The following is a 25,970-nucleotide window of genomic DNA, read 5'->3' on the forward strand; positions in this document are numbered from 1 at the left end:
AGGGTGGCCAGTGACTGGACGGGAGTTCGGTTCCCTGCTGCGCCAGGCGCGCACGGACGCGCGGCTGACGGTGGAGGAACTGTCGGAGGCCTCCGGCGTCAGCGTCCGGGCGATCGGCGACATGGAGCGCGGCAAGGTCGCCTCGCCGCAGCGCCGCACCGCCGAGGCGCTGGCCGACGGATTACGGCTCGCCGAGCCCGAGCGGACCGCCTTCCTGGCCGCGGTCAAGTCCCGGTCGCGGGCCGGTGCGCTGGCCCAGCTCCCGGCCGACCTGGCGGCCTTCACCGGCCGCGAGGCCGAACTGGGCCAGGCGCTCGGCGAGCGGCGACCGCGGACCGCCGAGGTCTGGACGATCGTCGGGATGGCCGGCGTGGGCAAGAGCACGCTCGCCCTGCACTGGGCGCACCGGGTCGCCGACCGCTACCCCGACGGGCAGCTCTGGGTGGATCTGCGTGGGTTCGACCGCGGCGGGCAGGTCGCCGACCCCGGGCAGGTGCTCGGCGGGTTCCTGCGCGCGCTCGGCGTGACCGAGAGCCGGGTCCCGGCCGGGACGGACGAGCGGGCCGCGCTGTTCCGCAGCAAGCTGGCCGGCCGCCAGATCCTGCTGGTCCTGGACAACGCCCGCGACAGCGAGCAGGTCCGCCCCCTGCTGCCCGCCGCGGCCGGCTGCCTGACCATCGTGACCAGCCGCAACCAGCTTCACGGCCTGGCCGCCCACGGCGCCCGCAGCCTGCCGCTGGACGTCTGGACGCCCGCCGAGGCCGAGCAGGCCCTGGCCCTGCGGCTCGGCGCGCCACGCGTGGCGGCCGAACCGAAGGCGGTCGCGCGCATCCTGGAGCTGTGCGGCTACCTGCCGCTCGCGGTGGCGGTCATCGGCGCGCGGGCCGCGGCCCGGCCGGCCTTCGCGCTCGCCGACATCGCCGCCGAGCTGGGCGCGGCCGACGGCACGCTGGACGCCTTCCAGGTCGCCGACGCCGCCGACCCGCGGACGGCGTTCTCCTGGTCCTACCGGGCGCTGACCCCGGAGGCCGCCCGGCTGTTCCGCCTGCTGGGCGTGCATCCGGGGCCCGACGTCACGCTGGCGGCCGCCGCCTCCCTCGCCGGGCTGCCCGCCAGGCAGGTCCGGTCGCTGCTGCTGGAGTGCACCGCCGCCCACCTGGTCGTCGAGCACGCGCCGGGCCGCTGGCGGCTGCACGACCTGCTCCGCGCGTACGCCGCCGAGCTGGCCGACGAGCACGACGGCCCCGCCGGGTGCCGCCAGGCCTTCCACCGCCTCCTGGACCACCTGCTGCACAGCGCGCACGCCGCCGACCAGGTGATCAACCCCGTCGTCAGCACCCCCATCGAGCCGGTGGCGGCCCAGCCGGGCACGGTGGCCGACACCTTCGCCGACCGCGAGGAGGCCGCGGCCTGGGCGGCCCGCGAGCTGCCGGTCGTCTGGGCCGCGCAACGGCAGGCCGCCGTGCTGGGCGGGTTCGACACCCACCTGTGGCAACTGGCCTGGACCACCGTGGACGCCTTCTCCGGCCACGTGTGGTCGCTCGGCCGGGAGTCGCTGGCCTTCCTCACCCGCGCCGCCGAGGCGGTGCGCCGCGACCCGGCCGGGGTACGGCACGCGGCGGCGGTGGTGAACTGGGTGGCGGTCCAGGAACAGCAGATGGGCCGCTCCGACCAGGCCAAGGCCCGGCTCCTGGACCTGCTCGACCCCGCCGGCCCCGCCCTGGACCAGGCCCGCGTCCACCACGACCTGGGCTGGCTGCACGGCCAGCTCGGCGAGCACGACGTGGCCCTGGGCCACGCCTGCCAGGCGCTCGACCGCTACCGGGAGGCGGGCAACCTGCCGGGGGAGGCCCGGGAACTCGCCTCGGTCGCCTGGTACGCCGCGCTGCTCGGCCGCTACGACGAGGCGCTGGCCTCCTGCGAGCAGGCCATCGAGCTGCTGGCCGTACAGAACATGACCGCGGCCGAGGCCTCCGCGTGGGACACCCTGGGCTACATCCAGCACCACCAGGGCGAGCACGGGCGGGCCGTCACGAGCTTCGGGCGTTCCCTGGAGCTGTACCGGCACACGGGCCGCCCCAAGCTGGAGGCCGAGGTGCTCGATCACCTCGGCGACGCCCACCACGCCCTGGGTGAGGCGGAGGCCGCCGCCGCGGCGTGGCGGCAGGCGCTCGACCTGCTCGTCCCGCTCGACCACGCCGACGCCGCCAAGCTGCGCGCCAAGCTCGGCGGCTGAGCGGTTTCCTGCCGGTTTCCTGCCTGGAGCCCGGCCCGGCGCGCTGGCACCGTTTCTGGTGTGAACACTGTCGAACCAGTTCTGGAGCCCGCGGCGCGAGCATTCGCCGAGGCGACCGCGCAGCCGCCCTACCTCTTCCAGCTCCCGCCGGAGGAGGGCCGGAAGATCGTTGACGAGGTGCAGTCCGGGCCGGTGGCCAGACCGGACGTGGACGAGGAGTGGGTGACCGTGCCCGGCGGGCCCACCGGCGAGGTGCGCGTCCGGATCGTCCGCCCGGCAGGGCTCGGGGGCGTGCTGCCGGTCATCCACTACATCCACGGGGCCGGGTGGGTGTTCGGCAACGCCCACACCCACGACCGGCTGGTGCGCGAGCTCGCGGTCGGCGCGGGCGCCGCGGTGGTCTTCCCCGACTACGACCTGTCGCCCGAGCACCGCTACCCGGTGGCGATCGAGCAGAACTGGACGGTCGCCCAGTGGATCGTCGCCGAAGGCCCGGCCAGGGGACTCGACCCGGCCAGGGTCGCGGTGGCCGGCGACTCGGTCGGCGGCAACATGAGCGCCGCCCTCACCCTGATGGCCAAGCGGCGCGGCGGGGTGAGCCTGCGCCAGCAGGTGCTGTTCTACCCGGTCACCGACGCCGCCTTCGACACCGGCTCCTACCACCAGTTCGCCGAAGGCTACTTCCTGCGCCGCGACGCCATGCGGTGGTTCTGGGACCAGTACACCACCGACGAGGCCCAGCGGGCCGAGCTCACCGCCTCCCCGCTCCGCGCCACCGCCGAGGACCTGGCCGGGCTGCCGCCCGCGCTGGTCATCACCGCCGAGGCCGACGTCCTGCGCGACGAGGGCGAGGCCTACGCCGGCAAGCTGCGCGCCGCCGGCGTCCCGGTCACCGCCGTGCGCTACCTCGGCATCATCCACGACTTCGTCATGCTCAACGCGCTGCGCGAGACGAGCGCGGCCGAATCGGCGATCAGCCTGGCCGTGGACACCCTCCGCCGCGCCCTGAACCCCTGAGGACTGTGACCATGTCATCTCCCGTATCCGACGCCTCCTACGCCCGCGACCTCGCGCAGATCGAGCGCGCCAACGCCGACGGGCGCATCCCGGCCGTCTTCGTGCACGGCCTGTGGCTGCTGCCCACGAGCTGGGACCGCTGGGCCCGGGTCTTCGCCGAGGCCGGGTTCGCCCCGGTCCTGCCCGGCTGGCCGGACGACCCCGAGACGGTCGCCGAGGCCAACGCCCACCCCGAGGTCTTCGCGCACAAGACCGTCGGCCAGGTCGCCGACCACTTCGCCGACCTCATCGGCAAGCTGGAGCGCAAGCCCGTCGTCGTCGGGCACTCCTTCGGCGGCCTGCTGGCCCAGATCCTCGCCGGTCGCGGCCTGGCCTGCGCGAGCGTGGCCATCGACCCGGCCCCCTTCCAGGGTGTGCTGCCGCTGCCGTTCTCCTCGCTGCGGGCGGCCTCGGCGGTGCTGGGCAACCCGGCCAACATCCACCGGGCGGTGCCGCTGACCTACGAGCAGTTCCGCTACTCCTTCGCCAACGCGGTCAGCGAGCAGGAGGCCCGGGAGCTGTACGAGACGTTCGCGGTCCCGGCTCCGGGCGCGCCGCTGTTCCAGGCGGCGGTGGCCAACTTCAACCCGTGGAGCGAGACCAAGGTCGACAGCACCGCCGGCGACCGCGGCCCGCTGCTGATCATCTCGGGGGAGAAGGACCACACCGTGCCCTGGGCCATCGCCAACGCCTCCTACAAGAAGCAGGCCCGCAACGAGCACCACGTCACCGAGATCGTCGAGATGCCCGGCCGCGGCCACTCCCTGACGGTGGACAGCGGCTGGCGCGAGGTCTGCGACACCGCCCTGGCCTTCGTGCGGCGCTTCGTCTGACCCGGGGCCGGTCGCCGGTTGACAAGCGGCGGCTTGATCCAACACCCTTTCACTATTCGAATAGTGAAAGGGTGTTTCGGTTGATCGAGTTCAACCTGGACCGGGGCTCGGGCGTCTCCACGTACCTGCAGCTCGTCCACCAGGTCAAACAGGCGCTCCGGCTGGGCACGCTCCGGCCCGGCGACCAGTTGCCGACCGCCCGCGAGGTGGTCGAGAGCCTGGCCATCAACCCCAACACCGTGCTCAAGGCCTACCGGGAACTGGAGCGCGAAGGGCTGGTCGAGGGCCGGCCGGGGATGGGCACCTTCGTCCGGCAGGGCATCGCGGGGGCGACGCTCGCCGAGCACACCCGGCTGCGGCGCGGCCTGGAGGGGTGGGTGCGCGAGGCCCGCTCGGCGGGGCTCGACCACGAGGACCTGCGGGCGCTGTTCGCCGTGGTGCTGGCCGAGGCCGCGAAGGAGGAGGTCGCATGAGCCCCGCCCTGGAGGTGACCGGCCTGGCGGTCCGCTACCGCCGTACCTGGGTGCTGCGCGACTGCTCGCTGGCCGTGCCCGCCGGGCGCGTGGCGGCGCTCGTCGGGCCCAACGGCGCGGGCAAGACCACGCTCATGCACGCGGCCGTCGGCCTGCTCCGGCCCGCGTTGGGCAGCGTCCGCGTGACCGGCGAGGCGGCCTTCGTGGCGCAGGACAAGCCGCTGTACGACACCTTCACCGTCGCCGAGATGCTCGCCTTCGGCCGCCGCATGAACACCCGCTGGGACGGCGAAGCCGCCGCCGATCGCCTGGCCGGGCTCGGCATCCCGCTCCGGCGCAAGGTGGGCCGGCTGTCCGGCGGCCAGCAGGCGCAGGTCGCGGTCACGCTGGCGCTCGCCACCCGCCCCGACCTGCTCGTGCTGGACGAGCCGCTGGCCAACCTCGACCCGCTCGCCCGGCACGACGTGATGCGCTCGATCATGGCGGAGGTCGCCGGGCGCGAGCTGACCGTGCTGCTCTCCTCGCACGTCGTGTCCGACCTCGAGGACACCTGCGACTGGCTGATCGTGCTGAACGGGGGCCGGCTGCAGGTCAGCGGCGACATCGAGGACCTGCTGACCGGGCACCTGGTGCTCACCGGGCCGGAGGAGGCGTCGGCGGCGGGACTCCAGGTGGTGGCCGCGAGCCGTACCGGCCGGCAGGTCACCCTGCTGGTCAGGGGCGGGCCGCCGCCCGATCCGCGCTGGCGGGTGCGGCACCCCGGGCTGGACGAGCTCGTCATGGGCTACCTGCGCAGCCCCGAGTCGGCGGCGCTGCCGTACCTGACGGGGGTGGGCGCGTGATCTGGGTGACGTGGCGACAGCACCGGGCGCAGATCCTCGTCACGGCGGGCCTCCTGGCATTGCTCGGGGCGCTGCTGCTCGGGTCGGCCCTGGAGGCGAGCTCGTACGTGGCCGAGCGGGCCCCGTCCGGCTGCACCGGACCGGCCGCGACCTGCGACGAGGTGGCCGTGGCGCTCGCGCGGCGCTACGACGCGGTCTACTCGGTGTTCGGCTGGATGCCGCTGGTGGCACCGGCGCTGATCGGGGCGTTCTGGGGCGCGCCCCTGCTCGGCCGGGAGTACGAGCGCGGCACCCACCGCCTGGCCTGGACCCAGGCCGTGCCGGTGTGGCGGTGGCTGGCGGTCAAGCTGGCGGTCCTGGGCGGCGCGGTCGTCGCCGGCGGGCTGCTGCTGTCGATCATGGTGAGCCTGTGGCGGCCGGTGTTCCGCGAGGGCGTCGACTCCACCTTCGGCAACCTCGGGGTGTTCAACATGGTCGGGGTGGCTCCGGCGGCGTGGTGGCTGTACGCCTTCGCGCTCGGCACCCTGGCCGGCGCGCTGTTCCGCCGCACGCTGCCCGCGATGGCGCTGGTCGTGGCCGGGGTGACGGTGACGATGTTCGTGTTGTTCCAGGTGAGCGACCACTACGCCGAGCCGGCGCGGACCGAGCTGACCGGCACCGTGGTGCTGGACGATCCCGACGCGCGGCTGGTGCGGGCGGCCTGGGTGGAGCCGTCCGGCAGGGAGGTCGCCGAGCCGGCCGGCAGCGGCTGCGCGCGCCGGGTGGACGTCGGGCAGAGCGGACGCAACACCGAGGCCTGGCAGGCGTGCCTGTTCGCCGAGGGGTACCGGTTCGCGGTGTACTACCACCCGCCGTCCCGGTTCTGGCGGTTCCAGTGGACCGACGCGGGGATCCTGGTGCTCCTGTCGGCCGCCCTCGGCGGCCTCGCCGTCCGCCGGACCCTCCGCCGGCCCGGCTGACCTAGGCGGTCGCTCCCGCCGGAAACAGCGCGTGTACGGCGGAGCGGACCCGGTCGGCGGCCTGCTCCGGCGTGGAGGTGTCGAACTTCCCGTCCAGATGCAGGAAGGCCAGCCCGTGCACCAGCGCCCAGACCGCGGTCGCCAGCGGCTCGGGGTCGCGGCCCGGGAAGGCGCCGCGCACCAGGGCGTGGAGGTAGGCGGAGATGGCCGCGATCGCGGCGGCCCGTTCCTCGCTGGACGGGTCGCAGGGCTCGGCGAACATCACCTTGAACATCGCCGGCCGGTCGAGGGCGAACCGCACGTAGGCCACCGCGATGTCGGCCAGGTCGTCGGGCGTGCGGGGCGGCGCGGGGTGGGCCGCGGCCAGGTGCTCGGTGAGGTCGCGGTACCCCTCCGCGGCGACCGCCGAGATGAGCGCGTCGCGGTCGGCGAAGTGCCGGTAGGGCGCCGTCGGCGACACCCCCGCCCGGCGCGCCACCGCCCGCAGCGACAGCCCGGCGCCGCCGTCCTCCTCGAGGAGCTCCCGCGCGGCCCGCAGGCAGGCGGCCCGCAGGTCGCCGTGGTGGTACGAGGTGCCGGGGTGGGACACGGGCCGCTCCTTCCGATGTATGCAGCGCACACAATCGTACCGGCCCTGCGTGCGGCTCACCGAGCTCCTGACGCGGGCGGTTTCGTCGCGAATAATCCCGCTCTATGAGATCTGGCTGTGGTTCGGGGTGCCTCATGGCCGTCGCGCCGGTGTTCTGCCTCCTTGTCGCCCTGCTGCTGTGGTGGGGCGAGCTGGAGAAGGCGCTCAGCACCAGGTCGGGGACGCCTCCGGCGGACTTCGGTGCGGCCAAGGGGTGGGCGTGGGCGGCCCTCGCGGTGCTCGCCGGGGAGGTGGTGCTCCTCGTGGCGACCCGGCTTCGCAAGTAGATACGGGGACGGGCGGAGGGCGAACGTGGCCGCGGTCCTGCTCCGGCCCGCGATGGCCAGGTCGCGGTGGGCGACCGGCGGGCCGGAGCAGGACGCCGCGGCGGATGAGGGGTGGGTCAGCCGGTGTAGGACGGGTTGGCGACGACCGGCTCACCCGGGGCGGCGGAGGGACGGCTCTCGGCGGGAGCCGGGGCGGGCTCGTCGGTGGAGACCACCGCCGGCTTCTCGGCCGGGGCCGGGGCGGGGTCGGTGGCGGAGACGGGGGCGGGCTTCGAGGGGTTGGCCGCGGCCGGGCCGGACAGGCCGGTGAAGCCTGCCGCGAGGGCCAGGGCGGCGCAGGCGCCGAGGAGCGTGGCCTTGATCTTCATAACGGGTTCCTCTGTTTCTTCAGGAGTTAGGGCCTCAGCCCTTGACGACGACCGGGGTGCCGATCGCCAGGTTCTTCGCCATCCAGGTGATGTCGGCGTTGCTGACCCGGACGCAGCCGTGACTGGCCCGCGTGCCGATGGCCGAGGCGTCGTCGGTCCCGTGGACGGCCAGCTGGCCGGGCCCGCCGGCGAAGGTCTTGAGCACCGGCGAGAAGCCGCTCAGCCCGAAGGCGTAAGCCCCGTAGGCCCCGCCCGCGCCGGCGGGTTTGACCAGTTCGGTGAAGTAGTAGCGGCCCGGGGGAGTGGGAGTGCCCGCCTCGCCGGTCGCGACCTTGCCCGTCCTGACGACCCGGTCGCCGTCGAAGACCGTGAAGCTGAACGCCCCGCGGTCGATCTCGACGCGGTGGGTGGTCTCGGTGAGGGTGACGTCGGCCGCCTTGATCCAGCCCTTGCTGCCGTTGGGCCGGATCGGCAGCAGCACCTGGAGCCAGGCGCCCTCGTCCCGTTCCACCAGGAAGACGCGGGTCGCGCCGTAGCCGTTGGGACTCTTGATCGTCCGCTGGACCGGGCCGTCCTTGGCCTGGTGGATCGCGATCCGTGCCCCCTTGACGCTCGCGATCTTCGAAGCGGTGACGCCGCTCGGCGGGGCCTGCCGTACGGCGTGGGCCGCCGTCCGAGCGCCGCCCGCGCCGTCCGCGCCGCCTGCGCTCCCCGCGCAGCCGGTCAGCAGGAAGGCGAGTGCCGTCACGGCGGCCGTGCGGAGCGGGGTCCGGTTGGTTCTCACGCGGCGCAGCCTGGCAGCAGAATGTGAGGATCCTGTTCGCCTGTCATGCGGATCCCGTTTGCACCCCTGGCCTGGGCATAGTCTCGGGGCCATGTGCGCGTACGTGCTGGTCGCCGAGGACGACCCCAAGCAGGCAGAGCTGCTCAGCCGCTACCTGGAGCGGGAGGGCCACGAGGTCCTGGTCGTGCACGACGGCCGCTCGGCGATCGACGGGGCCCGGCAGGGCGAGCCCGACCTGGTGCTGCTCGACGTGATGATGCCGAAGGTGGACGGGCTGGACGTCTGCCGGGTGCTGCGCGCCGAGTCGGACCTGCCGATCCTGATGCTGACCGCCCGCTCCACCGAGGACGACCTGCTGCTCGGCCTCGACCTGGGCGCCGACGACTACGTGACCAAGCCGTACAGCCCGCGCGAGCTGATGGCCCGCGTGCGGACGCTGCTGCGCCGTACCGGGAAGGCACGGGAGAGCGGGCGGCTGCTGCGGGCGGGCGACCTGGTCGTGGACCCGGTCCGGCACACGGTCACCGCGGCGGGCACGCCGGTGGACTGCACGCTCGCCGAGTTCAGGATCATCGAGACGCTGGCCGCCGAGCCGGAGCGGGTGTTCACCAGGAAGCAACTGCTGGAGCGCATCCACGGCTTCGACGGGTACGTCACCGAACGCACCGTCGACGCGCACGTGATGAACCTGCGCAGGAAGATCGAGCCCGACCCGCGCCGCCCGGTCCGGCTGCTGACCGTGTACGGCGTCGGCTACAAGCTGATCCAGGCATGAGGTCGCTGTTCGTCCGGCTGCTCACCAGCTCGGCGGTCGTGGCGGTCTGCTCGATCTCGGCGACGGCCTGGCTGGCCGCCAGCAGCACCTCCGGCGCGATCGAGCGGGAGCAGGGCCAGACGCTGGCCAGCGACGCGCAGATCAACAACGCGCTGCTCGGCTACGCCGCCCGCCATCCGGACTGGTCGGGCGTCGCCGCCACCGTCCGCGACCTGGCCGCCCGGCACAGCCGCCGCGTCGCGCTGACCACCGAGCAGGGCACGGTCATCGCGGACTCGGCCGCCGCCGACACCCCGCTGCCGTCCCGGGTGTCGGCCGTGGTCGACCCGCTGACCGTGGACGTGACCCTGGTGCCCGGAGCGGCCAAGGACCGCATCGATCCCCGCGCGGTGGGGCCGTTCCTGCTGCCCGAGCGCGACCGCGCCCGGCTGACGAAGGCCGCCGCCGCCTACGCCACCTGCCTGCGGCGCACCGGGCAGACCGTCCAGACGACCGTCTCCGCCACGGGCCGGACCTTCGTGACGACCACCGGCGAGGGCGGCGTCCCGGCCGAGGCGAAACCGGCCGAGGCGAGCCCGGCCCCGGCCCCGGAGGTCACCGGTCCCTGCGACGCCACCATCTTCACCACGCCGACGCGCACCGAGAAGGCCGCGCTGAAGCAGCTCAACACGCTGGTCGGCCGGTGTCTGAAGGGCACCGGCGTCGAGGGCGGCTCGGTCGGCCTCGACTTCACCTGGGTCCCGGAGCGGAGCCGGCCCGCGGGCGAACCCGACCAGGCGATCTCCGCGTGCGTCGTCTCCGCCCGCAAGCAGCAGCTCGACCCGTACGTCGCCCCGGCCGCCTACCTGTACATAGGCTCGCCCGCCGAGGCCACCGGCCAGCGCATCCCGCTGCCCTCGATCGCCGGAGCCGCCCTGCTCGTGCTGATCCTGACCGTCGGCGTGAGCGTCATGGCGGCCAGGCGTCTGGTCGGGCCGGTGAACGCGCTCACCCACGCCACCCGGCGGATGCGCGACGGGGACACCTCCGCCCGCGTCCAGGTGAGGACCACCGGCGAGATCAGCGAGCTGGCCACCGCCTTCAACGAGATGTCCGCCCACCTGGAACGCATGGAGCAGCAGCGCAAGGCCATGGTCAGCGACGTCTCGCACGAGCTGCGCACCCCGCTGAGCAACCTCAGGGGCTGGATGGAGGCGGCCCAGGACGGCGTCGCCGAGCTCGACCCGGCGCTGATCGCCTCGCTGGTCGAGGAGATCCTGCTCCTGCAGCACATCGTCGACGACCTCCAGGACCTCGCCCTCGCCGACGCGGGCAAGCTCCGCCTGCACCTCGAACCGGTCCACCTCGGCGACCTGCTCGACCAGGTCGCCACCGCCCACCGCAGCCGGGCCGAGGCCGCCGGGCTCACCCTGACCACCGAGGTCACCGGCGCGCCCGGCCTGACCGCCGCCCCGGTACGGCTCCGCCAGGCGGTCGGCAACCTGGTGGCCAACTCCCTGCGGCACACGCCGGCCGGCGGGCGGATCACGCTGAGCGCCCGCCAGGACGGCGACCACGTGCTCGTCGAGGTGACCGACACGGGGAGCGGCATCGACGCCGACGACCTGCCGCACGTCTTCGACCGGTTCTGGCGGGCGGACAAGTCCCGCAACCGGCTCACCGGCGGCAGCGGCCTCGGCCTGGCCATCGTCCGCGACCTGGCCGAGGCGCACGGCGGCACCGCCTCGGCCGTCAGCGTCCCGGGCGTCCGCACCACCTTCACCCTGCGCCTGCCGTCCCGCCCCTGAGCGCCGGGCCGATCTTGTCGTGACGCAACCATGACACGACCGGGACGAGGCGAGGACGCCGCCGCCCGACAGTGGACGGGTCGGACGGTGGGCGAGTCCCGGAGCCGCCGTGACGAGACGTTGCGACGAAGGAGAAGCCATGGCCGAGGGCCACAGGTGGGATCGGCGTTCGGTGCTCAGGGGCGCCGCCGTACTGGCGGGCGCCGCGACGGTGCCGCTGCTGGGTGAGACGACCGCGGCGTCGGCGGGTGGCGATGCCGACGCGTTGTTCACCTCCGGCCGGTTCGAGCAGGCCGGCCGCGCGTACGAGGAGCTCCTGAAGAAGGACCCGAAGAACCTGCACGCCGCCCGCCAGCGCGGCTACGTGGCGTTGCTGGGCAACCGGTTCGCCGACGCCGAGAAGTACCTCAAGCTGGCCCTGAGTCTGGCTCCCGGCGACAGGCACGCCAACCACCTGCTGGCCGACTGCTACCTCCGGCAGGACAAGTTGGGCCCGTCCGCGCCGCACTGGAAGGCCGCCGGTGAGGACGGCTACGCCGCGTGGTTCGCGGCTGTCCGCGGCGAGGCGTACCAGATCCACGGCGAGAGCGCCCGGGTGCCGTGGACGCAGGTGGACCCGATCCCGCTGGTGGAGGCCTCGGTCAACGGCGGACCGGCCAAGCGCTTCACCTTCTACACCGGCGCACCGAACCTGGGGCTGCGCGCCTCGGTGGCCAAGGAAGCCGGGGTGAAGCCCGTCACCAGCCAGAAGGTCGACTTCGGGAGCGGCCCCTTCTGGGCGCACTACGGGATCCTGGACTCCTTCAGGCTGGGCGGCCTCGAACTGCGCAACGTCCCGGTGGGCTGGTCGGCGACCGAGTCGGGGGAGGACCTCGACGACGCCGACAGCGACGGGCTGATCGGCACGTGGGTCTTCTACCACCTGCTGACCACCTTCGACTACGCCGGCCGGCAGCTGATCCTGCGCCGCCGTACCCCGGAAGCGGCGGCCAAGGCCCGGGCGGGCGCCGAACGGCTCCCGCTGTGGCTGGCCCGCGAGCAGTACCTGCACAGCACGGGCAGCTTCACCGGCGCCGCCGGGTCCCGCACCGGCGTGGTCGGCGTGAACCTGGGCGGCGGCAGCGAGATCGCCGCAGGCCTGCGCGGCAAGACCGCCGAGCAGCTCGGCATCCGCACCGACCGCGACCGGCAGATCGGGACCTTCGCGCAGAGCCACCCGGCCGTCGTCCACCCCTGCTACCCGGAGGAGATCCGCCTCGGCCACGCCGCCGCCCGCGGGGTCTACTGCTACTCCAACCCCAACCAGCAGGTCAACGTGCCCTGGCCGTACGGGACCGGGTTCGACACCATGGGCTGGTTCTCGCACTGCTTCTGGAAGCCGTACTCCGTCACCGTCGACTTCACCGCGATGAGCCTCTACCTCGCCCGGGGCAGGGCCGCCTGACGCCGAAACGGTACCCTTCGCGGCGTCGTGCGCGTTATGGTCGCCACCTGCCACCGATCATGAGGAGCCCGGGATGAGCAACCCCGACGTGGACGACTTCATCGAGAACAAGGTGCCGGACCAGCACAAGGACCTCGTGCGCGGGATCCGCGCGCTGATGGCGGAAGGCGCGCCCGAGGCGCGCGAGGTGCTCACGTACGGCTCGCCGGCCTGGCGGGGTAACAAGATCCTGGCCGTCATCAGCGTGAGCAAGACCCACGTGACCTTCGCCTTCGAGCGTGGCGCCGAGTTCGAGGACGCCGCCGGCCTGCTCACCGGCGTCGGCAAGAAGACCAGGCACGTCAAGCTCAAGAAGGCCGAGGACCTGGCCGCCCACCACCAGGCCCTGCTCGGCTACGTCGGCCAGGCGGTCGCGCTGGACGCCTCGGACGGCTGATCCGTGGCGGGAATTGGTCCCCGCCGGTAAGGTCGGCCCCGTGGGGCGTTCGGGGACCAATTCCGGCCCGGCCGAGGACTTGCTCATCGAGCTGGACCGCGACGCCGGGGTGCCGCTGCACCGGCAGATCGAGGCGGCCATCCGCGCGGGCATCCGGGACGGGCGGTTGCGGGCCGGTGCGTCGCTGCCGCCCACCCGCACCCTCGCGGCCGGGCTCGGCGTCTCGCGCGGCGTGATCGTGGAGGCCTACCAGCAGCTCGTGGCCGAGGGCTACCTGGCCAGCCGGTCCGGCGGCTACACCCAGGTCGCCGCGCCGCCGCCCGCCGCCAAGCCCCCTGTCGCGCGGCGGGCCGTTCCCGCCGCCGGGTTCAAGGTCGACTTCGGATACGGGCGCACCGACGTGTCGCAGTTCCCGCGGGCCGCCTGGCTGCGCTCGGTGCGGGCCGTGCTCACCACCACGCCCAACGACCGGTTCGCCTACCTCGACGGGCGTGGCGTGCCCGAGCTGCGGCAGGCCCTGTGCGACTACCTCAACCGGGTGCGCGGCACGCTGGCCGTACCCGACGACGTGGTCATCTGCAACGGCTACGGGCAGGGCGTCTCGCTGCTGATCCAGGTGCTCGCGCGGCGCGGGGCCCGGCGGATCGCCGTGGAGGACCCGTCGTCCGTCGACGACGCCCGCGTGCTGGCCGGGGCGGCCGGGCTGGACGTGATCGGCATCCCGGTCGGCCCGGACGGCATCCTGGTCGACGCCCTCGGCGAGGCCGACGCCCTGATCCTCACGCCCTCGCACCAATGGCCGACCGGCGGGGTGCTGTCGGCGGCGGCCAGGGCCGAGGTGATCCGCTGGGCGCGGGCGCGTGGCGCGCTCGTCATCGAGGACGACTACGACGCCGAGTACCGCTACGACCGCGCGCCGGTCGGCGCCATGCAGGGTCTCGCGCCCGATCACGTCGTCTACTGCGGTACGGCCAGCAAGACGCTCGCGCCGGGGCTGCGGCTCGGCTGGATGGTGCTGCCCGGCCACCTGGTGGCCGACGTCGCCGAGGCCAAACTGCTGGCCGACCGCGGCTCGTCGGTCATCGACCAGCTCACCTTCGCCGACTTCCTGGGCCGGGGCGAGTTCGACCGGCACCTCCGCCGGATGCGGCCGGTGTACCGGCGTCGTCGTGACGTGCTGCTGGGGGCGTTGCGTGCCCACCTGCCGGAGCTGCGGCCGGCCGGGATCGCCGCCGGGCAGCACGTGGTGGCCTGGCTGCCGCCCGGCCTCGACGAGGCGGCGGTGGTGGCGGCTGCCGCCCGGCGCGGGCTCGGCCTCCAGGGTGTCGGCACCTTCCGCCTCGCCCCCGGGCCCGGGGGGTTGATCTTCGGCTACGCCATCCTCGGCGAGACCGCCATCACCGAGGGCGTCACCCTGCTGGCCGCGGCCATCCGAGAGCTCCGAGACACCTGACCCCGCGCCACGGCCTTCCCACCCGGCTCCACCTTCCACGTCGGGCGGGAGACGGCGCGCCTTCCCGGCCGGCGCCACTGTCCTCCACGTGACCCTTCCACGTCACTGGGACGGGCGGATGTTCTGGTTCAGGTGGAACACGTTCGCCGGGTCGTAGGCGGTCTTCAGCGCGGTCAGCCTGGCCAGCTTCTCGGCCGAGTACGCCCGCCGCACACCGCGCCGCCCGTCGGCCAGCTCGTCGGCGGTCAGCGAGTTGACGTAGACCCCGCTCGCGTACGGCTCCAGCACCGCCCCGGCCGCACGCGCGGCACCCATCCGGGCCTCGTCCTCGGCCGCGTCACTCCACCGGGAACCGGCACCGAACTCCACCATCGTGCCCCGATGACTGAACGCCGCGTCCGCATCCGGCACGTCGTCGATCGCCCCACCGTGCGCCTGCAACCCGGAAGCCGGCAGGAAGGGGTCGTCGCTCAGATCGGAGCCCCCACGCAACAGGAACGCCTCGATCGCCTCGACCGGGAACCGCCGCAGGTAGAGCCCCTTGGAGTACCGGCGGTAGGCGTGCCCGCCCGTGGTGTCGTTCCGCGTCTGCAGCTCCAGGTAGGACGGCGTCGTCACCCGCGCCCCGATCGGCCGCCCAAGCGCCCGCATCGCGGGCAGCAACCGGCGTCCTTCCTCCGGCTCGCCCACCCACACGAACCCCACGGTCGCGATCGGCCCGCCGGGACCACTGCCGACATCCGCGGTGAACGTCGCCTGCCGGGGCGCGACCGCGTTCAGATCCCGCCAGCCCTCGAGAACCGGCACGGCGTCCTCCGCGCGGAAGTCGAACTCGGCCACCAGCGTCCGGGTGCCCGTGTGGTGCAACCGGAACTCGAACTCGGTCACGATCCCGAAGTTGCCGCCCCCGCCGCGCAGCCCCCAGAACAGCTCCGGGTTCTCGCCGCGGCTCGCCGTCACCACCTCGCCGTCGGCGGTGACCACCGTGTACGACACGACGTTGTCGCAGGCCAGCCCGTACTGCCGGGCCAGCCACCCCATCCCGCCGCCCAGGGTCAGCCCGCCGACGCCGGTGTGCGACACGTTGCCCGCCGTGGTGGCGAGCCCGTACGCCTGCGCCGCCCGATCCAGCGCCCCGAGCAGCGCGCCGCCCTGGACCCGGGCCAGCCGCCGGACCGGGTCGACCCGGACCCCGCCCATCGGCGTCAGGTCGATCATGAGCCCGTCCTCGGGTACGGCGAAGCCGGCCGCGTTGTGCCCGCCGCACCGCACCCCGATCTCCAGCCCGAGCTCGCGCGCCAGCCGTACGGCGGCGACCACGTCACCCACGCCCGCAGCACGGACGATCATGCGCGGCCGCCGGTCGACCATGGCGTTCCAGACAGTGCGAGCGGCGTCGTACCCGGGATCGGCGGGAGTGAGGACCTGCCCGTCGAAGCGGGTTGCTGTGGTTGTCATGCTTTCAGCCTGACAGGAATCGGTACCCGGCCTGAGGTCCAAAATCGCGGGGTGATGGAGGACCAATCCGGCGGTTTCCGGTGCATGGCTGGGCGTCGCGCGAGGGGAGTACCTCCCGGTCACCGTACCGTCGGCCTGCGATCATGGACAGGTCAGCCGAGGCGGGCCGGGCCGCGGGCCCTGGGACAGGCTGCGGCGAATCTGGCGGGTGAGGTCGTCGGCGAGGATCTCGGGCTGTCCCTGGGCGAGGCCGTCGAGGGCATGGGTGGCGACGTCGGCGGCCGGTCATCGGTGTCGCTGGAGATGGCCGCCGGCTTCCAGCACCCGCAGTCCGACACCCGGCCCGGCTACTGGTACGAAGCCGTCATCCCGCGCGAGACCGGCCGCGGCCGCCTGATCGAGCGCGGCCCGCTGGTGCAGGACACCGACGGCCGGACATCACCTACCTCCCCGTCACCGACCTGGGGCCACTGCCGTACGCCATGGTCTGGCGCACCGAGACCGAGAACGAGACGATCCCATCCCTGGCCCAGGTCGCCCGCGACCTCGGCCCCCTCCCGCCCCGGGACTGACCGGCCGGGGCGGGTGACGACGGGCGTGGCGGGGATGGCAGGATCGCGGCCATGTCCCACAGTGTGGCCCGCCTCCGGATCGGCTCGACCGAGATCATCGCCCTCCCCGACGCCGAGGGCCCCTTCTTCGCCCCGCGCGCCGAGGCCTTTCCCGAGGCCACGGACGCCCAGTGGGCCGAGGCGGACCGCTTCGACCCCGGCTCGGTCGACGCCGAGGGCCGTTGGTGGCTGCAGTTCCGGGCCTACGCGATCCGCAACGACCAGGGACTCACGCTCGTGGACGCCGGGATCGGGCCGGCGGACAGCCCGGCCCGCGCCTGGGCGCCCGTGCCCGGCGTCCTCCCCGCGTCGCTCGCCGCGGCGGGCATCGACCCGGCCGACGTCGACACCGTGGTGCTCACCCACCTGCACACCGACCACGTCGGCTGGGCGGTCGTGACCGACGAGGCGGACGGCCGCCGTCCTTACTTCCCGAACGCCGAGTACCTGCTCCAGCGGGCCGAGTACGACGCCATCGACGCGCTCAACCCGGTGCTGCGCGAGGCACTCACCGACCCGCTCGCGGCGGCCGGCCGGCTCCGGCTCCTCGACGGCGACACGCCCCTGCGCACCGGCCGGGCGATCGCCACCCCCGGTCACACACCCGGCCACCAGAGCGTGCTGGTCACCGGCGGACGGGAGCAGGTGCTCGTCACCGGCGACCTCCTGGTGCACGCGCTCCAACTGCTCAACCCCGACCTCGTCTACGCGCACGAGGTCGACGCCGAGGCGGCCGGACGCTCCAGGAAGCGCCTGCTCGACCACGCGGCCGGCACCACGCTGCACCTGGCGACGCCGCACCTCACCGAGCCGTTCATCACCCACGGAGGCCGATGAGCCGGGAGAATGGCGAAATGGCCGACCTCACTGCTCTCATCGACACGTACTGCGCCGCCTGGAGCGAGCCTGACCCCGACCGGCGGCGCGCGCTGCTGTCCGAGGTCTGGGCGGACGGGGCGACCTACACCGACCCGACCGTGCACGCCGCCGGGCTGGACGCGTTGCTCGCCCACATCGACGGGGTGCTAAGCGCCCGTCCCGGGACGCGGGTCGTGCGGGTCAGCCGGGTGGACGACCATCACGGGCTGGCCCGGTTCGCCTGGCGGCTGATCTTCCCGGACGGTACGGCGCTGCCGGACGGGCTGGACTTCGCGGAGGTCGGCGCGGACGGCCGGCTGACCCGGATCGTCGGCTTCTTCGGCCCGCTGGGCGACCTCTCCGAGCCGGACCGCCCGGCGCAGGCGGGCTAGGTCATCAGCATCCGGTCCATCATCTGGTGCAGGTGGGCCCGGAACCTGGCCAGCTCCGCCGGCCGTACCTCGCGGTCCACGCGGGGCCGGTCGAGCACGCCGCCGGTCAGGAACCCGAAGACGCACCAGACGATCGTCCACACGAAGTAGCGGGCATCGACGCCGGGCGGCATGAGCGGCTCGATCTCCGCGACGATGTCGTCGACGAGCGGGCGGGTGTAGCCCTCCTCCATCTCCGGCGAGTCGGACGCGTCGCCCATCCAGCGGTGCATCCACAGCAGCGGGATGTGCGGGTTGCTCGCCATGAGGTCGAGGTAGGCGTCGGCCAGCCGCTTGCTCGACTCGGCGCTGGGCGAGAAGCCCGCCAGCGCCGTGCGCAGCGCGTCCCGCTCCACCGCGTCGACCCGGCGCATCACCGCCTGGTACAGCCCCTGCTTGCCGCCGAAGAGCGCGACGATGTCGGCCGGCTGCACGTTCGCCGCCCCGGCGATGAGGCTGAGGGTCGACTCGTCGTACCCGAGTTCCGCGAACAGCCTGGTCGCGACCGCGATGATCCGCTCCTCATCCATAGGGTGACTCTACGTGCAGCAGCGGTCACCGGATCGCAACCTCGGTGGTGTGTCTGTCCGGTCATGACCGGTTCGGAGGCGAGGGCGGAACGCTCAGGACTTCCAGGCCGCATCACGTCGAACGGGCTGCGACCTTGCCGCTGTCGTGCTCGGCTAGGTCGCCGCGGCCGCCGAGGGAACTGGTGGCGCGGCTCTCGGCGGGCGGCTGCTGCTGTTCGGGCCGGTATTTGCGGGTCGGCCTGCCCGGGAGGGCGGTGGCGGCCTCGATCTGGTCGGCCCGCCCTTCGGAGACGCCGAGGTGGAGCACCTTGCTCTGCCGTACCAGATCCGCGAACGCGGCCATCGTCTCCTCCAGCGGCGTCTCCTCATCGAAGCGGTGCGCCTGGGAGAGGTCGATGTCGTCCATGCGGAGATTGCGCTGTCGGTGATGGGCTTGCGCGACAGGCCCTTGTCGTCGGGGCCGGTGCCGGTCGGCAGGCCCACCTTGGTGAAGATCCCGACCGACGCGCGCCGCATCCCGGCCAGCGCCTCGCCGAGCACGCGTTCCTCGGAGCCGTACTCGGGGCGGCCGGCTGGAGGTACGGCACGGCGACGGGACCTACGTGCGGGCCGGGGTGCTCGAAATGGCGACCGTACGGCGCGGGCTGGAGGTGGAGGCGGCCTGGCAGGCCGCCGAGCGGCACACGCCCGAAGACCTGGCCCGGCTCGCGGTCCTCGCCGGAGGCCCCGACGAGGGCGCGATCGAGGACCGCGTCGCGCGGTCGATCGACTTCCACCTCGCCCCGCTGATCGACCAGGCGCGAGCCCGCCTGGGCATCCCCTGACCGGGCGGGCCCCCGCAGGTCAGCGGCCTGCGGGCTCGTGCTCTCGGGCGAGCGCCGGCTGGTGGTTCCGCTCCAGCTTGGCGCCCTCCACGTCCACGTCCGGCAGGAGCCGGTCGAGCCAGCGCGGCAGCCACCACGCCTTGTCGCCCGCCAGGTGCATGACCGCGGGGACGATCAGCATGCGCACGACGAAGGCGTCCACCAGCACGCCGAAGGCCAGCGCGAAGCCGATCGGCCGGATCATCGTCATGTGGGAGAACATGAACCCGCCGAACACCGAGATCATGATGACCGCGGCGGCGGTGACGACGGCCCGGCCGGCCCGCAGGCCCTCGGTGACCGCCTGCCGGGCGGGCACGCCGTGCGCGTAGGCCTCCCGCATCCCTGAGGCCAGGAAGAGCTGGTAGTCCATGGCGAGCCCGAACAGGATGCCCACCAGCAGCGTCGGCAGGAAGTTGAGGATCGGCGCCGGGTCGGTGACCCCGAACAGGGCGCCGAGCCAGCCCCACTGGTAGACCGCGGCGACGCCGCCGAGCGCCGCGAACAGCGACAGGACGAAGCCGCCGGTGGCGATCAGCGGCACCAGCAGCGAGCGGAACACGATGATCAGGATCAGCAGCGACAGGCCGACGACGACCGCCAGGTAGGTCGGCAGCGCGTCGGCGAGCTTCTCGGAGATGTCGATGTTGGCGCTGGAGCTGCCCGCGACCGCCAGGGTGACGCCGTCGGACCCCAGCTCCAACGTACGGCCCCGCAGATCGTGCACGAGATCGGCGGTGGACTCCGAGGTCGGCCCGCCGGTCGGGACGACCTGGAAGACCAGCACGGTGCCCTTGGCGTTGGCCCCGACGGGCGCGACCGCGTTCACCCCGTCGACGTCCATGAGCTGCTTGCCGAGCGCGGCCTGCGCCGCCACGAGGTCGTCGCCCGTCTGCCCGTGCACGAGGTCGGCGACCACGACCAGCGGCCCATTGGCGCCGGCCCCGAACTTCTCGGTGATGGCGGTGTAGGCGCGGTACTGCGTGGAGTCGGCGGCCTCGGACGCGCCGGTCGGCAGGGCGAGCCGCATGGAGGCGGCGGGGATGGCGATGAGGGCCAGCGCGCTGACGCCGACCAGGATGCGCAGCACGGCCCGGCCGTTGGTGGTCGGCAGCACGTGCTTCGGCGCCGCCGCGGGAGCGGCCTTCGCCGCGACGGCCCTGCGCTCGCGGCGCGGGAGCAGCCGGTGCCCGAGCAGGCCGAGCACCGCCGGGGTCAGGGTCACGGTGAGGATCACCGCGACCGCGATGGCGACCGCGCCGACGGTGCCCATCAGCGCGAGGAACGGGATCCCGGTGACGTTGAGGGCCAGCAGCGCGATGAGGACGGTGCTGCCGGCGAAGACGACGGCGTTGCCGCTGGTGCCGTTGGCCAGCCCGACGGACTCGCTGACCGTCATGCCCGCCTTCAACTGGCGGCGGTGGCGGTGGAGGATGAACAGCGAGTAGTCGATGCCGACGGCCAGGCCGAGCATGGCGCCCAGGATGGGCGTCACCGACGTCATCTCGATCGTGCCGGACAGCGCCATGGCACCGGCGACGGCCACGCCCACGCCGAGCAGCGCGTTGAGGATCGGCAGCCCGGCGGCCACGAGGGTGCCGGTCATGACGATGAGCACGATCGCCGCGACGACCAGGCCCACCGCCTCACCGACGCCGCCGATCTGCACCTCGCCCTGGGCGATCTCCACGGAGTAGTCGGCGCTGACGCCGCCCGGCAGGGCGGCGGCGACCGTCTCGGTGACGGCTTCCTTGGTCTCGGGGGTGATCTCCTGCTGCGGCAGGTCGAAGACGACCGTGGCGGCCGCGGTCGAGCCGTCGGCGGAGACCGTGCGGATGCCCTCGGCCATGCTCAGCAGGTCGCGGCCGGCCTGCAACTGCCGCTCGGACCGCTCCAGGACCTCGCTCTGCTGGTCGAGCTCGGCCTGCTTGGTGTCGAGCTGGGCGAGGGTCGCCTTGAGGCGGGGGTCGTCGGCGGCCTGCTGCAGGCCGGCCTCGGTCTGGGCCCGGGCCTGGTCGAGCTGCTCCTGGCCCTTGGTGAGCTGGGCGCGGCCGCCCTCGACCTTCGCCAGGCCGTCGGTGATCTTCTTCGCCTGCTCGGCGCGCGTGGCGTCGGAGACGAACGGATCGGCGACCTGGTCGACCCCGGGCAGGTCGGCGACCTTGCGCAGCGCGGCGGTGATGCCCTCGCGTTGGGCGGCGGTGAACTCCGTCCCGGCGCGCAGCACGATCTGCCCGGTGCCGCCGCTGGCCATCGGCAGCTCGGTCTTGAGGCGGTCGGTCACCTGCGCCGTGGGCGTGCCGGGGATGGTCATCGTCGTGCTCATCGCGCCGCCGAACGCCAGGAACGACCCCACGGCGACGGCCAGAACCACGACCCAGGCGGTGATCACCCACCAGGCCCGCCGGGCGGAGAACCGGCCCAGCCGGTAGAGCAGTTCGGCCATGGTGAGGGCTCGCTTTCTGGTTCGGGGGCCGCAAGCGGATATGACATATCCGGATCTGCAGTCTAATCAGAAGTGGATAGCACTCATCCGTTTGCTCTGTGATGTTGATCCCATCCGGCCGCCAGTCGGTACCCTGGGACGGTGACGCCGCGACCCCCTGCCACCCAGGAGCCGGCCCAGCGCGGCTCCCTGCGCCGGGACGCGGAACGCAACCGGGACCGCATCGTGCGCGCCGCCCAGGAGCTCTTCGCCGTGCGCGGCCTAGCCGTCGGCTTCAACGAGGTCGCCCACCACGCCGGCGTCGGCGTCGGCACGGTGTACCGGCGCTTCGCCGACAAGGAGGAGCTCATCCACGCGGCCCTCGAACAGCCGCTGAGCGAGCTGACGCAGGTCGCGCAGCGCGCCGGCGAGGCCGAGCGCGCCTGGGACGGCCTCACCCTCCTCCTGGAGCGCATCACCGAACTCCTGGTGGACAACCTCGGCCTGCGGGACGTGGCGCTCGGTGGTGGCGGCTGGCGCCTGGGCGGGACCGCCGTCGAGGTGGTCGCCGAGGTCATGGGGCGCCTGCTCGACCGCGCACGCGCCGAGGGCGACCTGCGGGACGGGGTCGTCGGCCAGGACATCATGATGATCTTCTGGCTGGTCACCGACCTGGCGCAGCACTCCGTCCAGGTCCACCCCGGTCTCTACCGCCGTTACCTGCAGATCGCCCTCGACGGGCTCCGGGCCTGGCCGGGGAACGCGCCCCTGGTCGAGCAGCCCACCGAGCCGCAGATCCTGACGATCTGCCGGCGCTGGGCGGGCGCTCCGCACCTCGGCGAAGGCGAGCGCTGACCGGCGCTACCGGCGCTGGCGCGCGGCGTAGCGGCGGGCCTTGGTGCGGTTGCCGCACAGGCGCATCGAGCACCAGCGGCGGCTGTGGTTCTTGGAGGAGTCCCAGAAGGCGCCGCGGCAGGTGTGCTCGGCGCAGCGCTTGAGCCGGTGGATCTGGCCGGTGAGGACGAGGGTGGCCCAGGCGACGGCCAGCCGGGCCAGCGCGGTCTCGGCCGGGGGCAGCGCGGGGGAGGGGACGAGCGGTTCCCGGCCCAGCGCGGCCAGCAGCGGGACCCCGGCCAGGATCGCCTCGGCCGGAGCCAGGTGGTCCGGCGAGACGGGATGCTCCGGGTCGAGGGCCTCGCGGAATCCGGCACGGAGGTCGAGGAAGGCGCGGTGCTGCCCGGCGGTGAGCCGGAGCGAGCCGTCGGCCACCTGCTGGCCGGCCAGCCAGCGGGCCAGCTCGTCCGGGGTCGCGACGTCGTCCTCACCGTTCTCGAGGTCGACGGTGTTGACGAACGCCTCGATCAGGCGCGCGGCCGGTGAAGGCTCGATCATCTCGTGCCACCTTCCGCAACGGATCAACCTGCGAAAGCACTTTACCAGTTATCCCTCCTGGTGGCGCTCACGGCGGAAGTGTGCGCATACTGACCACCAAACGCCTTTAGGAGGTTAGTGATGACGAGCGTGCTGGAGCCGGACGCCGGATCGGCGCCGGCGGACCGCAGCGGGCGCAACACCGTCGTGCTGGTCGGGTTCACCGCGATCACCAACCTGGCCGACGGCGTGACCAAGGTCGTGCTGCCGCTGATGGCCACCCGGCTGACCGGCTCCCCGGCCCAGGTGGCCGGGGTCGGGCTCACCCTCACGCTGCCGTGGCTCCTCATCGCCCTGCACGTCGGCGTCCTGGTGGACCGGTTCGACCGGCGCCTGCTGCTGTGGCTGGCCGACGGCGCCCGCCTGCTGGTCGTCGCCGGCCTGATCGCCCTGACCGTGGGCGACGGCGTCACCCTGCCCGCCCTCTACCTCGCCGGCCTGACGCTCGGCGTCGCCGAGGTGATCGCCCTGACCTCGGCGGCCACGCTCGTCCCCACCGCCGTCGCCCCGGCGCGGCGCGAGCGGGCCAACGCCTGGCTGGCCGGAGCCGAGACGGTCTGCAACGAGTTCTGCGGCCCCTTCGCCGGCGGCCTGCTCATCGCCGCCGGCGTCGGTGTCGCCCTCGGCTGGACCGGCCTCGGCTACCTGCTCGGCACGCTGATCCTGATCCTGCTCGCCGGCCGCTTCAAGCCGCAGAAGTCCACCTCGTCCGGCACGGTCAACCAGCGCATCGCCGAAGGACTCCGCACCCTGTGGCAGCAGCCGCTGCTGCGCCTGATGGCGCTCGCCCTCACCGTGCTGAGCGCCTGCTGGGGCGCCTGGCTCGCCCTCATCCCGCTCGTCGCCACCCAGCTCATGCACCTCGACCCGCGCGAGTACGGCCTCCTGCTCAGCGCGCTCGGCGCGGGCGGCCTGGTCGGCGCGCTCACCGTCACCACCGTCAACCGCCTGCTGGGCCGCCGCTGGTCGATGCTCGCCGACCTGGTCGGCACCGCCGCCATGGTGGCCGCGCCGGTGTTCACCACCAACCTGTGGATCGTGGGCGCGGGCGCCTTCCTCGGCGGCATGGGCGGCATCCTGTGGACGGTGAACTCCCGCACCATCAGCCAGCGCCTCGTCGACCCGGGCCTGCTCGGCCGCTACAACGCCGCCGCCCGCCTGTTCAGCTGGGGCGCGATGCCGCTGGGCGCGGGCCTGGTCGGCGTGCTGGCCCAGTGGCTCGGCATCCGCACCGCCTTCGCCCTGTTCGCCGTCGCCGCCCTGGCCACCGTCGTGCCGTTCCTCAGGACCGCGACCCCGGCCGCGCTGGCGGCGGCCGACGCCCCCGAACCCTCGCTGTGACGCACGTCACGTCCCCGTCCGCGAACCCCGGCCGCCCCAGCGGGCGAAAGCCGTCGAACGAACCGACGCGCAGGGACGGGAGCACCATGTGATCGCCGAAGATCTCGGCAGCATCGACGACGCCGAACTGATCCGGCGCTCGCGGCGAGACCCGGAGGCCTTCGCCGGCCTCTTCGACCGGCACGCACCCGCGATGCGGCGTTACGTGGCCAGGCGGCTGGGGCCCTCCCTGGCCGACGACGTCGTCTCCGACACCTTCCTGACCGCCTTCCGGCGGCGCGACCGCTACGACAGCGGCCACCCGGACGCGCGGCCCTGGCTGTACGGCATCGCCGCCCGGCTGATCAGCCGGCACCGGCGGGTGGAGATCCGCTTCTACCGGGCGCTGGTCCGCACCGGGGTGGACGAGATCGCCGAGCCGTACGCCGAGCGGGTCGACGACCGGGTGGCCGCGGAGCAGGCCGGGCTGGCGGCTGCCCTGGCCGGGCTGTCGGCGGGCGACCGGGAGGTCCTGCTGATGGTGGCCTGGGCCGACATGACCTACGAGGACGTGGCCCGCGCGCTGGGCATCCCGCTCGGCACGGTCCGCTCCCGCCTGCACCGGGCCAGGGCCAGGACCCGTCTGGCCCTCGGCGGCTCCAACCCCGTGACGACCCGAGAGGAGTCCCTCGATGGATGACCTGCGCACCTTGCGCGCCTGGCGCGCCGAGGTCCCCGAACCGGGCCCGGAATGGGTCGTCCCGGAACGGCGGCGGCTGCTGACCCGGATGCGGGAGCGCCGGCGGACGCTGGGCCGCCGCCTGCTCGTCGTCGGGGCGCTGGGGACCGCCGCCGCGCTCGCCGTGGTCGTGCTGCGGCCGCAACCGCAGGTAGAGGTCCCGGGCATCGTGAGCACGGCGCCGATCGTGCGCCTCGACTCCGGCGTGGTGCTGGCGCGGGCCGCCGAGGTGGCGGGCGGCCGGGAGAGCGCCCAGGTGCCGCTGCCCACGCAGTGGCACTACACCAGGACGCTGGACAAGCAGCCGAACGCCGACACCACGAAGACCGTCGAGCAGTGGCTGCGTTACGACGGCCGCCAGGCCGCCAGTTACGACGAGAACGGCGACCTGTCCGTCGGCCCGGAAGGCGACCCCCGCGACCCGGGCGACGACGACCTGTCCCCGCAGCAGTACGACGCCAAGCTGCGCGCGCTGCCGACCGATCCGGTGAAGTTGCTGGCCAAGATCACCGCCGACCCGCACTGGATCAGGGGAGCCCGCGAGAAGGGCGTGCCCCACCGGGTGCCCCCCGCCGCGATCCGCGGCTACCACGTGATCATGCTCTACCTGAGCCGGTACGGCTCGATGCCGCCCCGGCTGGAATCGGCGATGTTCCGTGCCCTGGCGCTGATCCCCGGCGTCCGGATCGAGCAGGGCGTGCGCGACGCCGCGGGCCGCGCCGGCCTGGGCGTCTGGCTGGAGACGGACGAGGACCGGCCCAGCCGCCGCTACACCGTCCTCGACCCGGTCACCTACCGCTACTGGGGCACCCGGACCGTCTGGCTGCGGGACGAGTTCCTCGGGCGGAAGGACGTGCCCGCCCTGCCCAAGGGCTCGGTGTGGAGCACGGCCCTGGTGGCCTCGACGATCGTCGACCGCCCCGGCGACCGGGGCTGAGGGCAA

At 73.7% G+C, this 25,970-nt stretch carries 26 protein-coding genes and 1 pseudogene; 19 read left to right on the forward strand and 8 right to left on the reverse strand.

Going from position 1 to position 25,970, the window contains the following annotated elements; translation table 11 throughout:
* Positions 1-10 precede the first annotated feature (10 nt).
* From AB0I67_RS19025 to AB0I67_RS19050, 6 genes are all read left to right on the forward strand, one after another.
* On the forward strand, positions 11-2,236 hold the full coding sequence (locus tag AB0I67_RS19025) for a helix-turn-helix domain-containing protein (protein ID WP_357924930.1): 2,226 nt from the start codon (positions 11-13) through the stop codon (positions 2,234-2,236).
* A gap of 60 nt (positions 2,237-2,296) precedes the next feature.
* A complete protein-coding gene (locus AB0I67_RS19030) occupies positions 2,297-3,253 on the forward strand; it encodes an alpha/beta hydrolase (protein WP_357924932.1) in 957 nt (318 codons plus the stop codon).
* 11 nt (positions 3,254-3,264) lie between these two features.
* Complete coding sequence (locus AB0I67_RS19035) at positions 3,265-4,125, forward strand: alpha/beta hydrolase (RefSeq protein WP_357924934.1); 861 nt, start codon at positions 3,265-3,267, stop codon at positions 4,123-4,125.
* Between the two features lie 71 nt (positions 4,126-4,196).
* Entirely contained in the window at positions 4,197-4,598 is a 402-nt protein-coding gene (locus AB0I67_RS19040) for a GntR family transcriptional regulator (RefSeq protein ID WP_357924936.1), read from the forward strand.
* Positions 4,595-5,440 carry an ABC transporter ATP-binding protein gene (locus AB0I67_RS19045; RefSeq protein ID WP_357924939.1) on the forward strand — a complete coding sequence of 282 codons (846 nt, stop codon included), beginning with the start codon at positions 4,595-4,597 and terminating at the stop codon, positions 5,438-5,440. Before AB0I67_RS19040 ends, AB0I67_RS19045 begins: the two co-directional genes overlap by 4 nt.
* On the forward strand, positions 5,437-6,399 hold the full coding sequence (locus AB0I67_RS19050; RefSeq protein WP_357924942.1) for a hypothetical protein: 963 nt from the start codon (positions 5,437-5,439) through the stop codon (positions 6,397-6,399). Before AB0I67_RS19045 ends, AB0I67_RS19050 begins: the two co-directional genes overlap by 4 nt.
* A 1-nt stretch (position 6,400) precedes the next feature.
* Here the strand turns inward: AB0I67_RS19050 and AB0I67_RS19055 are convergent, their stop codons facing one another.
* Complete coding sequence (locus AB0I67_RS19055; RefSeq protein WP_357924945.1) at positions 6,401-6,988, reverse strand: TetR/AcrR family transcriptional regulator; 588 nt, start codon at positions 6,986-6,988, stop codon at positions 6,401-6,403.
* Positions 6,989-7,122: 134 nt separating this feature from the next.
* Here AB0I67_RS19055 and AB0I67_RS19060 point away from each other — a divergent pair, with 134 nt between their 5' ends.
* Positions 7,123-7,314 (forward strand): hypothetical protein, encoded by a 192-nt coding sequence (locus AB0I67_RS19060; RefSeq protein WP_357924948.1) that lies wholly within the window; start codon positions 7,123-7,125, stop codon positions 7,312-7,314.
* A gap of 116 nt (positions 7,315-7,430) precedes the next feature.
* On the opposite strand, the gene AB0I67_RS19065 is transcribed toward AB0I67_RS19060, so the two are convergent.
* The gene (locus AB0I67_RS19065; protein WP_357924950.1) at positions 7,431-7,682 is read right to left on the reverse strand and encodes a hypothetical protein; all 252 of its coding nucleotides are present in this window, start codon (positions 7,680-7,682) and stop codon (positions 7,431-7,433) included.
* A 34-nt stretch (positions 7,683-7,716) separates the two neighbouring features.
* Entirely contained in the window at positions 7,717-8,466 is a 750-nt protein-coding gene (locus AB0I67_RS19070) for a L,D-transpeptidase (protein ID WP_357924952.1), read from the reverse strand.
* 91 nt (positions 8,467-8,557) lie between these two features.
* Here AB0I67_RS19070 and AB0I67_RS19075 point away from each other — a divergent pair, with 91 nt between their 5' ends.
* The 5 genes from AB0I67_RS19075 to AB0I67_RS19095 all read left to right on the forward strand — a co-directional run bounded on the left by AB0I67_RS19075 (position 8,558) and on the right by AB0I67_RS19095 (position 14,361).
* The gene (locus AB0I67_RS19075) at positions 8,558-9,241 is read left to right on the forward strand and encodes a response regulator transcription factor (protein ID WP_357924955.1); all 684 of its coding nucleotides are present in this window, start codon (positions 8,558-8,560) and stop codon (positions 9,239-9,241) included.
* Complete coding sequence (locus AB0I67_RS19080) at positions 9,238-11,028, forward strand: ATP-binding protein (protein ID WP_357924957.1); 1,791 nt, start codon at positions 9,238-9,240, stop codon at positions 11,026-11,028. The genes AB0I67_RS19075 and AB0I67_RS19080 overlap by 4 nt, the downstream gene beginning before the upstream one ends.
* A 139-nt stretch (positions 11,029-11,167) precedes the next feature.
* A complete protein-coding gene (locus AB0I67_RS19085; protein WP_357924960.1) occupies positions 11,168-12,472 on the forward strand; it encodes an aspartyl protease family protein in 1,305 nt (434 codons plus the stop codon).
* 73 nt (positions 12,473-12,545) lie between these two features.
* The gene (locus tag AB0I67_RS19090; protein WP_357924963.1) at positions 12,546-12,908 is read left to right on the forward strand and encodes a DUF1801 domain-containing protein; all 363 of its coding nucleotides are present in this window, start codon (positions 12,546-12,548) and stop codon (positions 12,906-12,908) included.
* 40 nt (positions 12,909-12,948) lie between these two features.
* Complete coding sequence (locus tag AB0I67_RS19095; protein WP_357924966.1) at positions 12,949-14,361, forward strand: PLP-dependent aminotransferase family protein; 1,413 nt, start codon at positions 12,949-12,951, stop codon at positions 14,359-14,361.
* 102 nt (positions 14,362-14,463) lie between these two features.
* Here the strand turns inward: AB0I67_RS19095 and AB0I67_RS19100 are convergent, their stop codons facing one another.
* Positions 14,464-15,819, reverse strand: a complete 1,356-nt coding sequence (locus tag AB0I67_RS19100) for an FAD-binding oxidoreductase (protein ID WP_357924969.1) — start codon at positions 15,817-15,819, stop codon at positions 14,464-14,466.
* A gap of 623 nt (positions 15,820-16,442) precedes the next feature.
* Here AB0I67_RS19100 and AB0I67_RS19105 point away from each other — a divergent pair.
* Together AB0I67_RS19105 and AB0I67_RS19110 are read left to right on the forward strand one after the other, a co-directional pair.
* Complete coding sequence (locus AB0I67_RS19105; protein WP_357924971.1) at positions 16,443-17,267, forward strand: MBL fold metallo-hydrolase; 825 nt, start codon at positions 16,443-16,445, stop codon at positions 17,265-17,267.
* A gap of 17 nt (positions 17,268-17,284) precedes the next feature.
* Entirely contained in the window at positions 17,285-17,680 is a 396-nt protein-coding gene (locus AB0I67_RS19110) for a nuclear transport factor 2 family protein (RefSeq protein WP_357924974.1), read from the forward strand.
* Here the strand turns inward: AB0I67_RS19110 and AB0I67_RS19115 are convergent.
* Both AB0I67_RS19115 and AB0I67_RS19120 read right to left on the reverse strand, forming a co-directional pair.
* On the reverse strand, positions 17,677-18,249 hold the full coding sequence (locus AB0I67_RS19115) for a TetR/AcrR family transcriptional regulator (protein WP_357924977.1): 573 nt from the start codon (positions 18,247-18,249) through the stop codon (positions 17,677-17,679). The genes AB0I67_RS19110 and AB0I67_RS19115 overlap by 4 nt on opposite strands.
* A gap of 181 nt (positions 18,250-18,430) precedes the next feature.
* Positions 18,431-18,795, reverse strand: a pseudogene (locus tag AB0I67_RS19120) (aldo/keto reductase); the annotation flags it as partial.
* 77 nt (positions 18,796-18,872) lie between these two features.
* On the opposite strand from AB0I67_RS19120, the gene AB0I67_RS19125 reads away from it, so the two are divergent.
* Positions 18,873-19,073 carry an FCD domain-containing protein gene (locus AB0I67_RS19125; RefSeq protein WP_357924980.1) on the forward strand — a complete coding sequence of 67 codons (201 nt, stop codon included), beginning with the start codon at positions 18,873-18,875 and terminating at the stop codon, positions 19,071-19,073.
* A gap of 19 nt (positions 19,074-19,092) precedes the next feature.
* Here the strand turns inward: AB0I67_RS19125 and AB0I67_RS19130 are convergent, their stop codons facing one another.
* Positions 19,093-21,558, reverse strand: a complete 2,466-nt coding sequence (locus tag AB0I67_RS19130) for an MMPL family transporter (protein WP_357924982.1) — start codon at positions 21,556-21,558, stop codon at positions 19,093-19,095.
* Positions 21,559-21,699: 141 nt separating this feature from the next.
* On the opposite strand from AB0I67_RS19130, the gene AB0I67_RS19135 reads away from it, so the two are divergent.
* Positions 21,700-22,392, forward strand: coding sequence for a TetR/AcrR family transcriptional regulator (locus AB0I67_RS19135; protein ID WP_357924985.1), 693 nt, complete (start codon positions 21,700-21,702; stop codon positions 22,390-22,392).
* 6 nt (positions 22,393-22,398) lie between these two features.
* Here AB0I67_RS19135 and AB0I67_RS19140 read toward each other — a convergent pair whose 3' ends face one another.
* Positions 22,399-22,929, reverse strand: a complete 531-nt coding sequence (locus tag AB0I67_RS19140) for a CGNR zinc finger domain-containing protein (RefSeq protein WP_357924989.1) — start codon at positions 22,927-22,929, stop codon at positions 22,399-22,401.
* Positions 22,930-23,049: 120 nt separating this feature from the next.
* On the opposite strand from AB0I67_RS19140, the gene AB0I67_RS19145 reads away from it, so the two are divergent.
* The 3 genes from AB0I67_RS19145 to AB0I67_RS19155 all read left to right on the forward strand — a co-directional run bounded on the left by AB0I67_RS19145 (position 23,050) and on the right by AB0I67_RS19155 (position 25,964).
* Complete coding sequence (locus AB0I67_RS19145; protein WP_357924992.1) at positions 23,050-24,309, forward strand: MFS transporter; 1,260 nt, start codon at positions 23,050-23,052, stop codon at positions 24,307-24,309.
* An 88-nt stretch (positions 24,310-24,397) separates the two neighbouring features.
* On the forward strand, positions 24,398-24,988 hold the full coding sequence (locus tag AB0I67_RS19150; protein ID WP_357924995.1) for an RNA polymerase sigma factor: 591 nt from the start codon (positions 24,398-24,400) through the stop codon (positions 24,986-24,988).
* Positions 24,981-25,964: a CU044_5270 family protein gene (locus AB0I67_RS19155; protein ID WP_357924998.1), complete on the forward strand. Its 984-nt coding sequence runs from the start codon at positions 24,981-24,983 to the stop codon at positions 25,962-25,964. The genes AB0I67_RS19150 and AB0I67_RS19155 overlap by 8 nt, the downstream gene beginning before the upstream one ends.
* The last annotated feature ends 6 nt before the right edge of the window (positions 25,965-25,970 follow it).

Source organism: Nonomuraea sp. NPDC050310 (genome assembly GCF_040655795.1).
Classification (GTDB): domain Bacteria; phylum Actinomycetota; class Actinomycetes; order Streptosporangiales; family Streptosporangiaceae; genus Nonomuraea.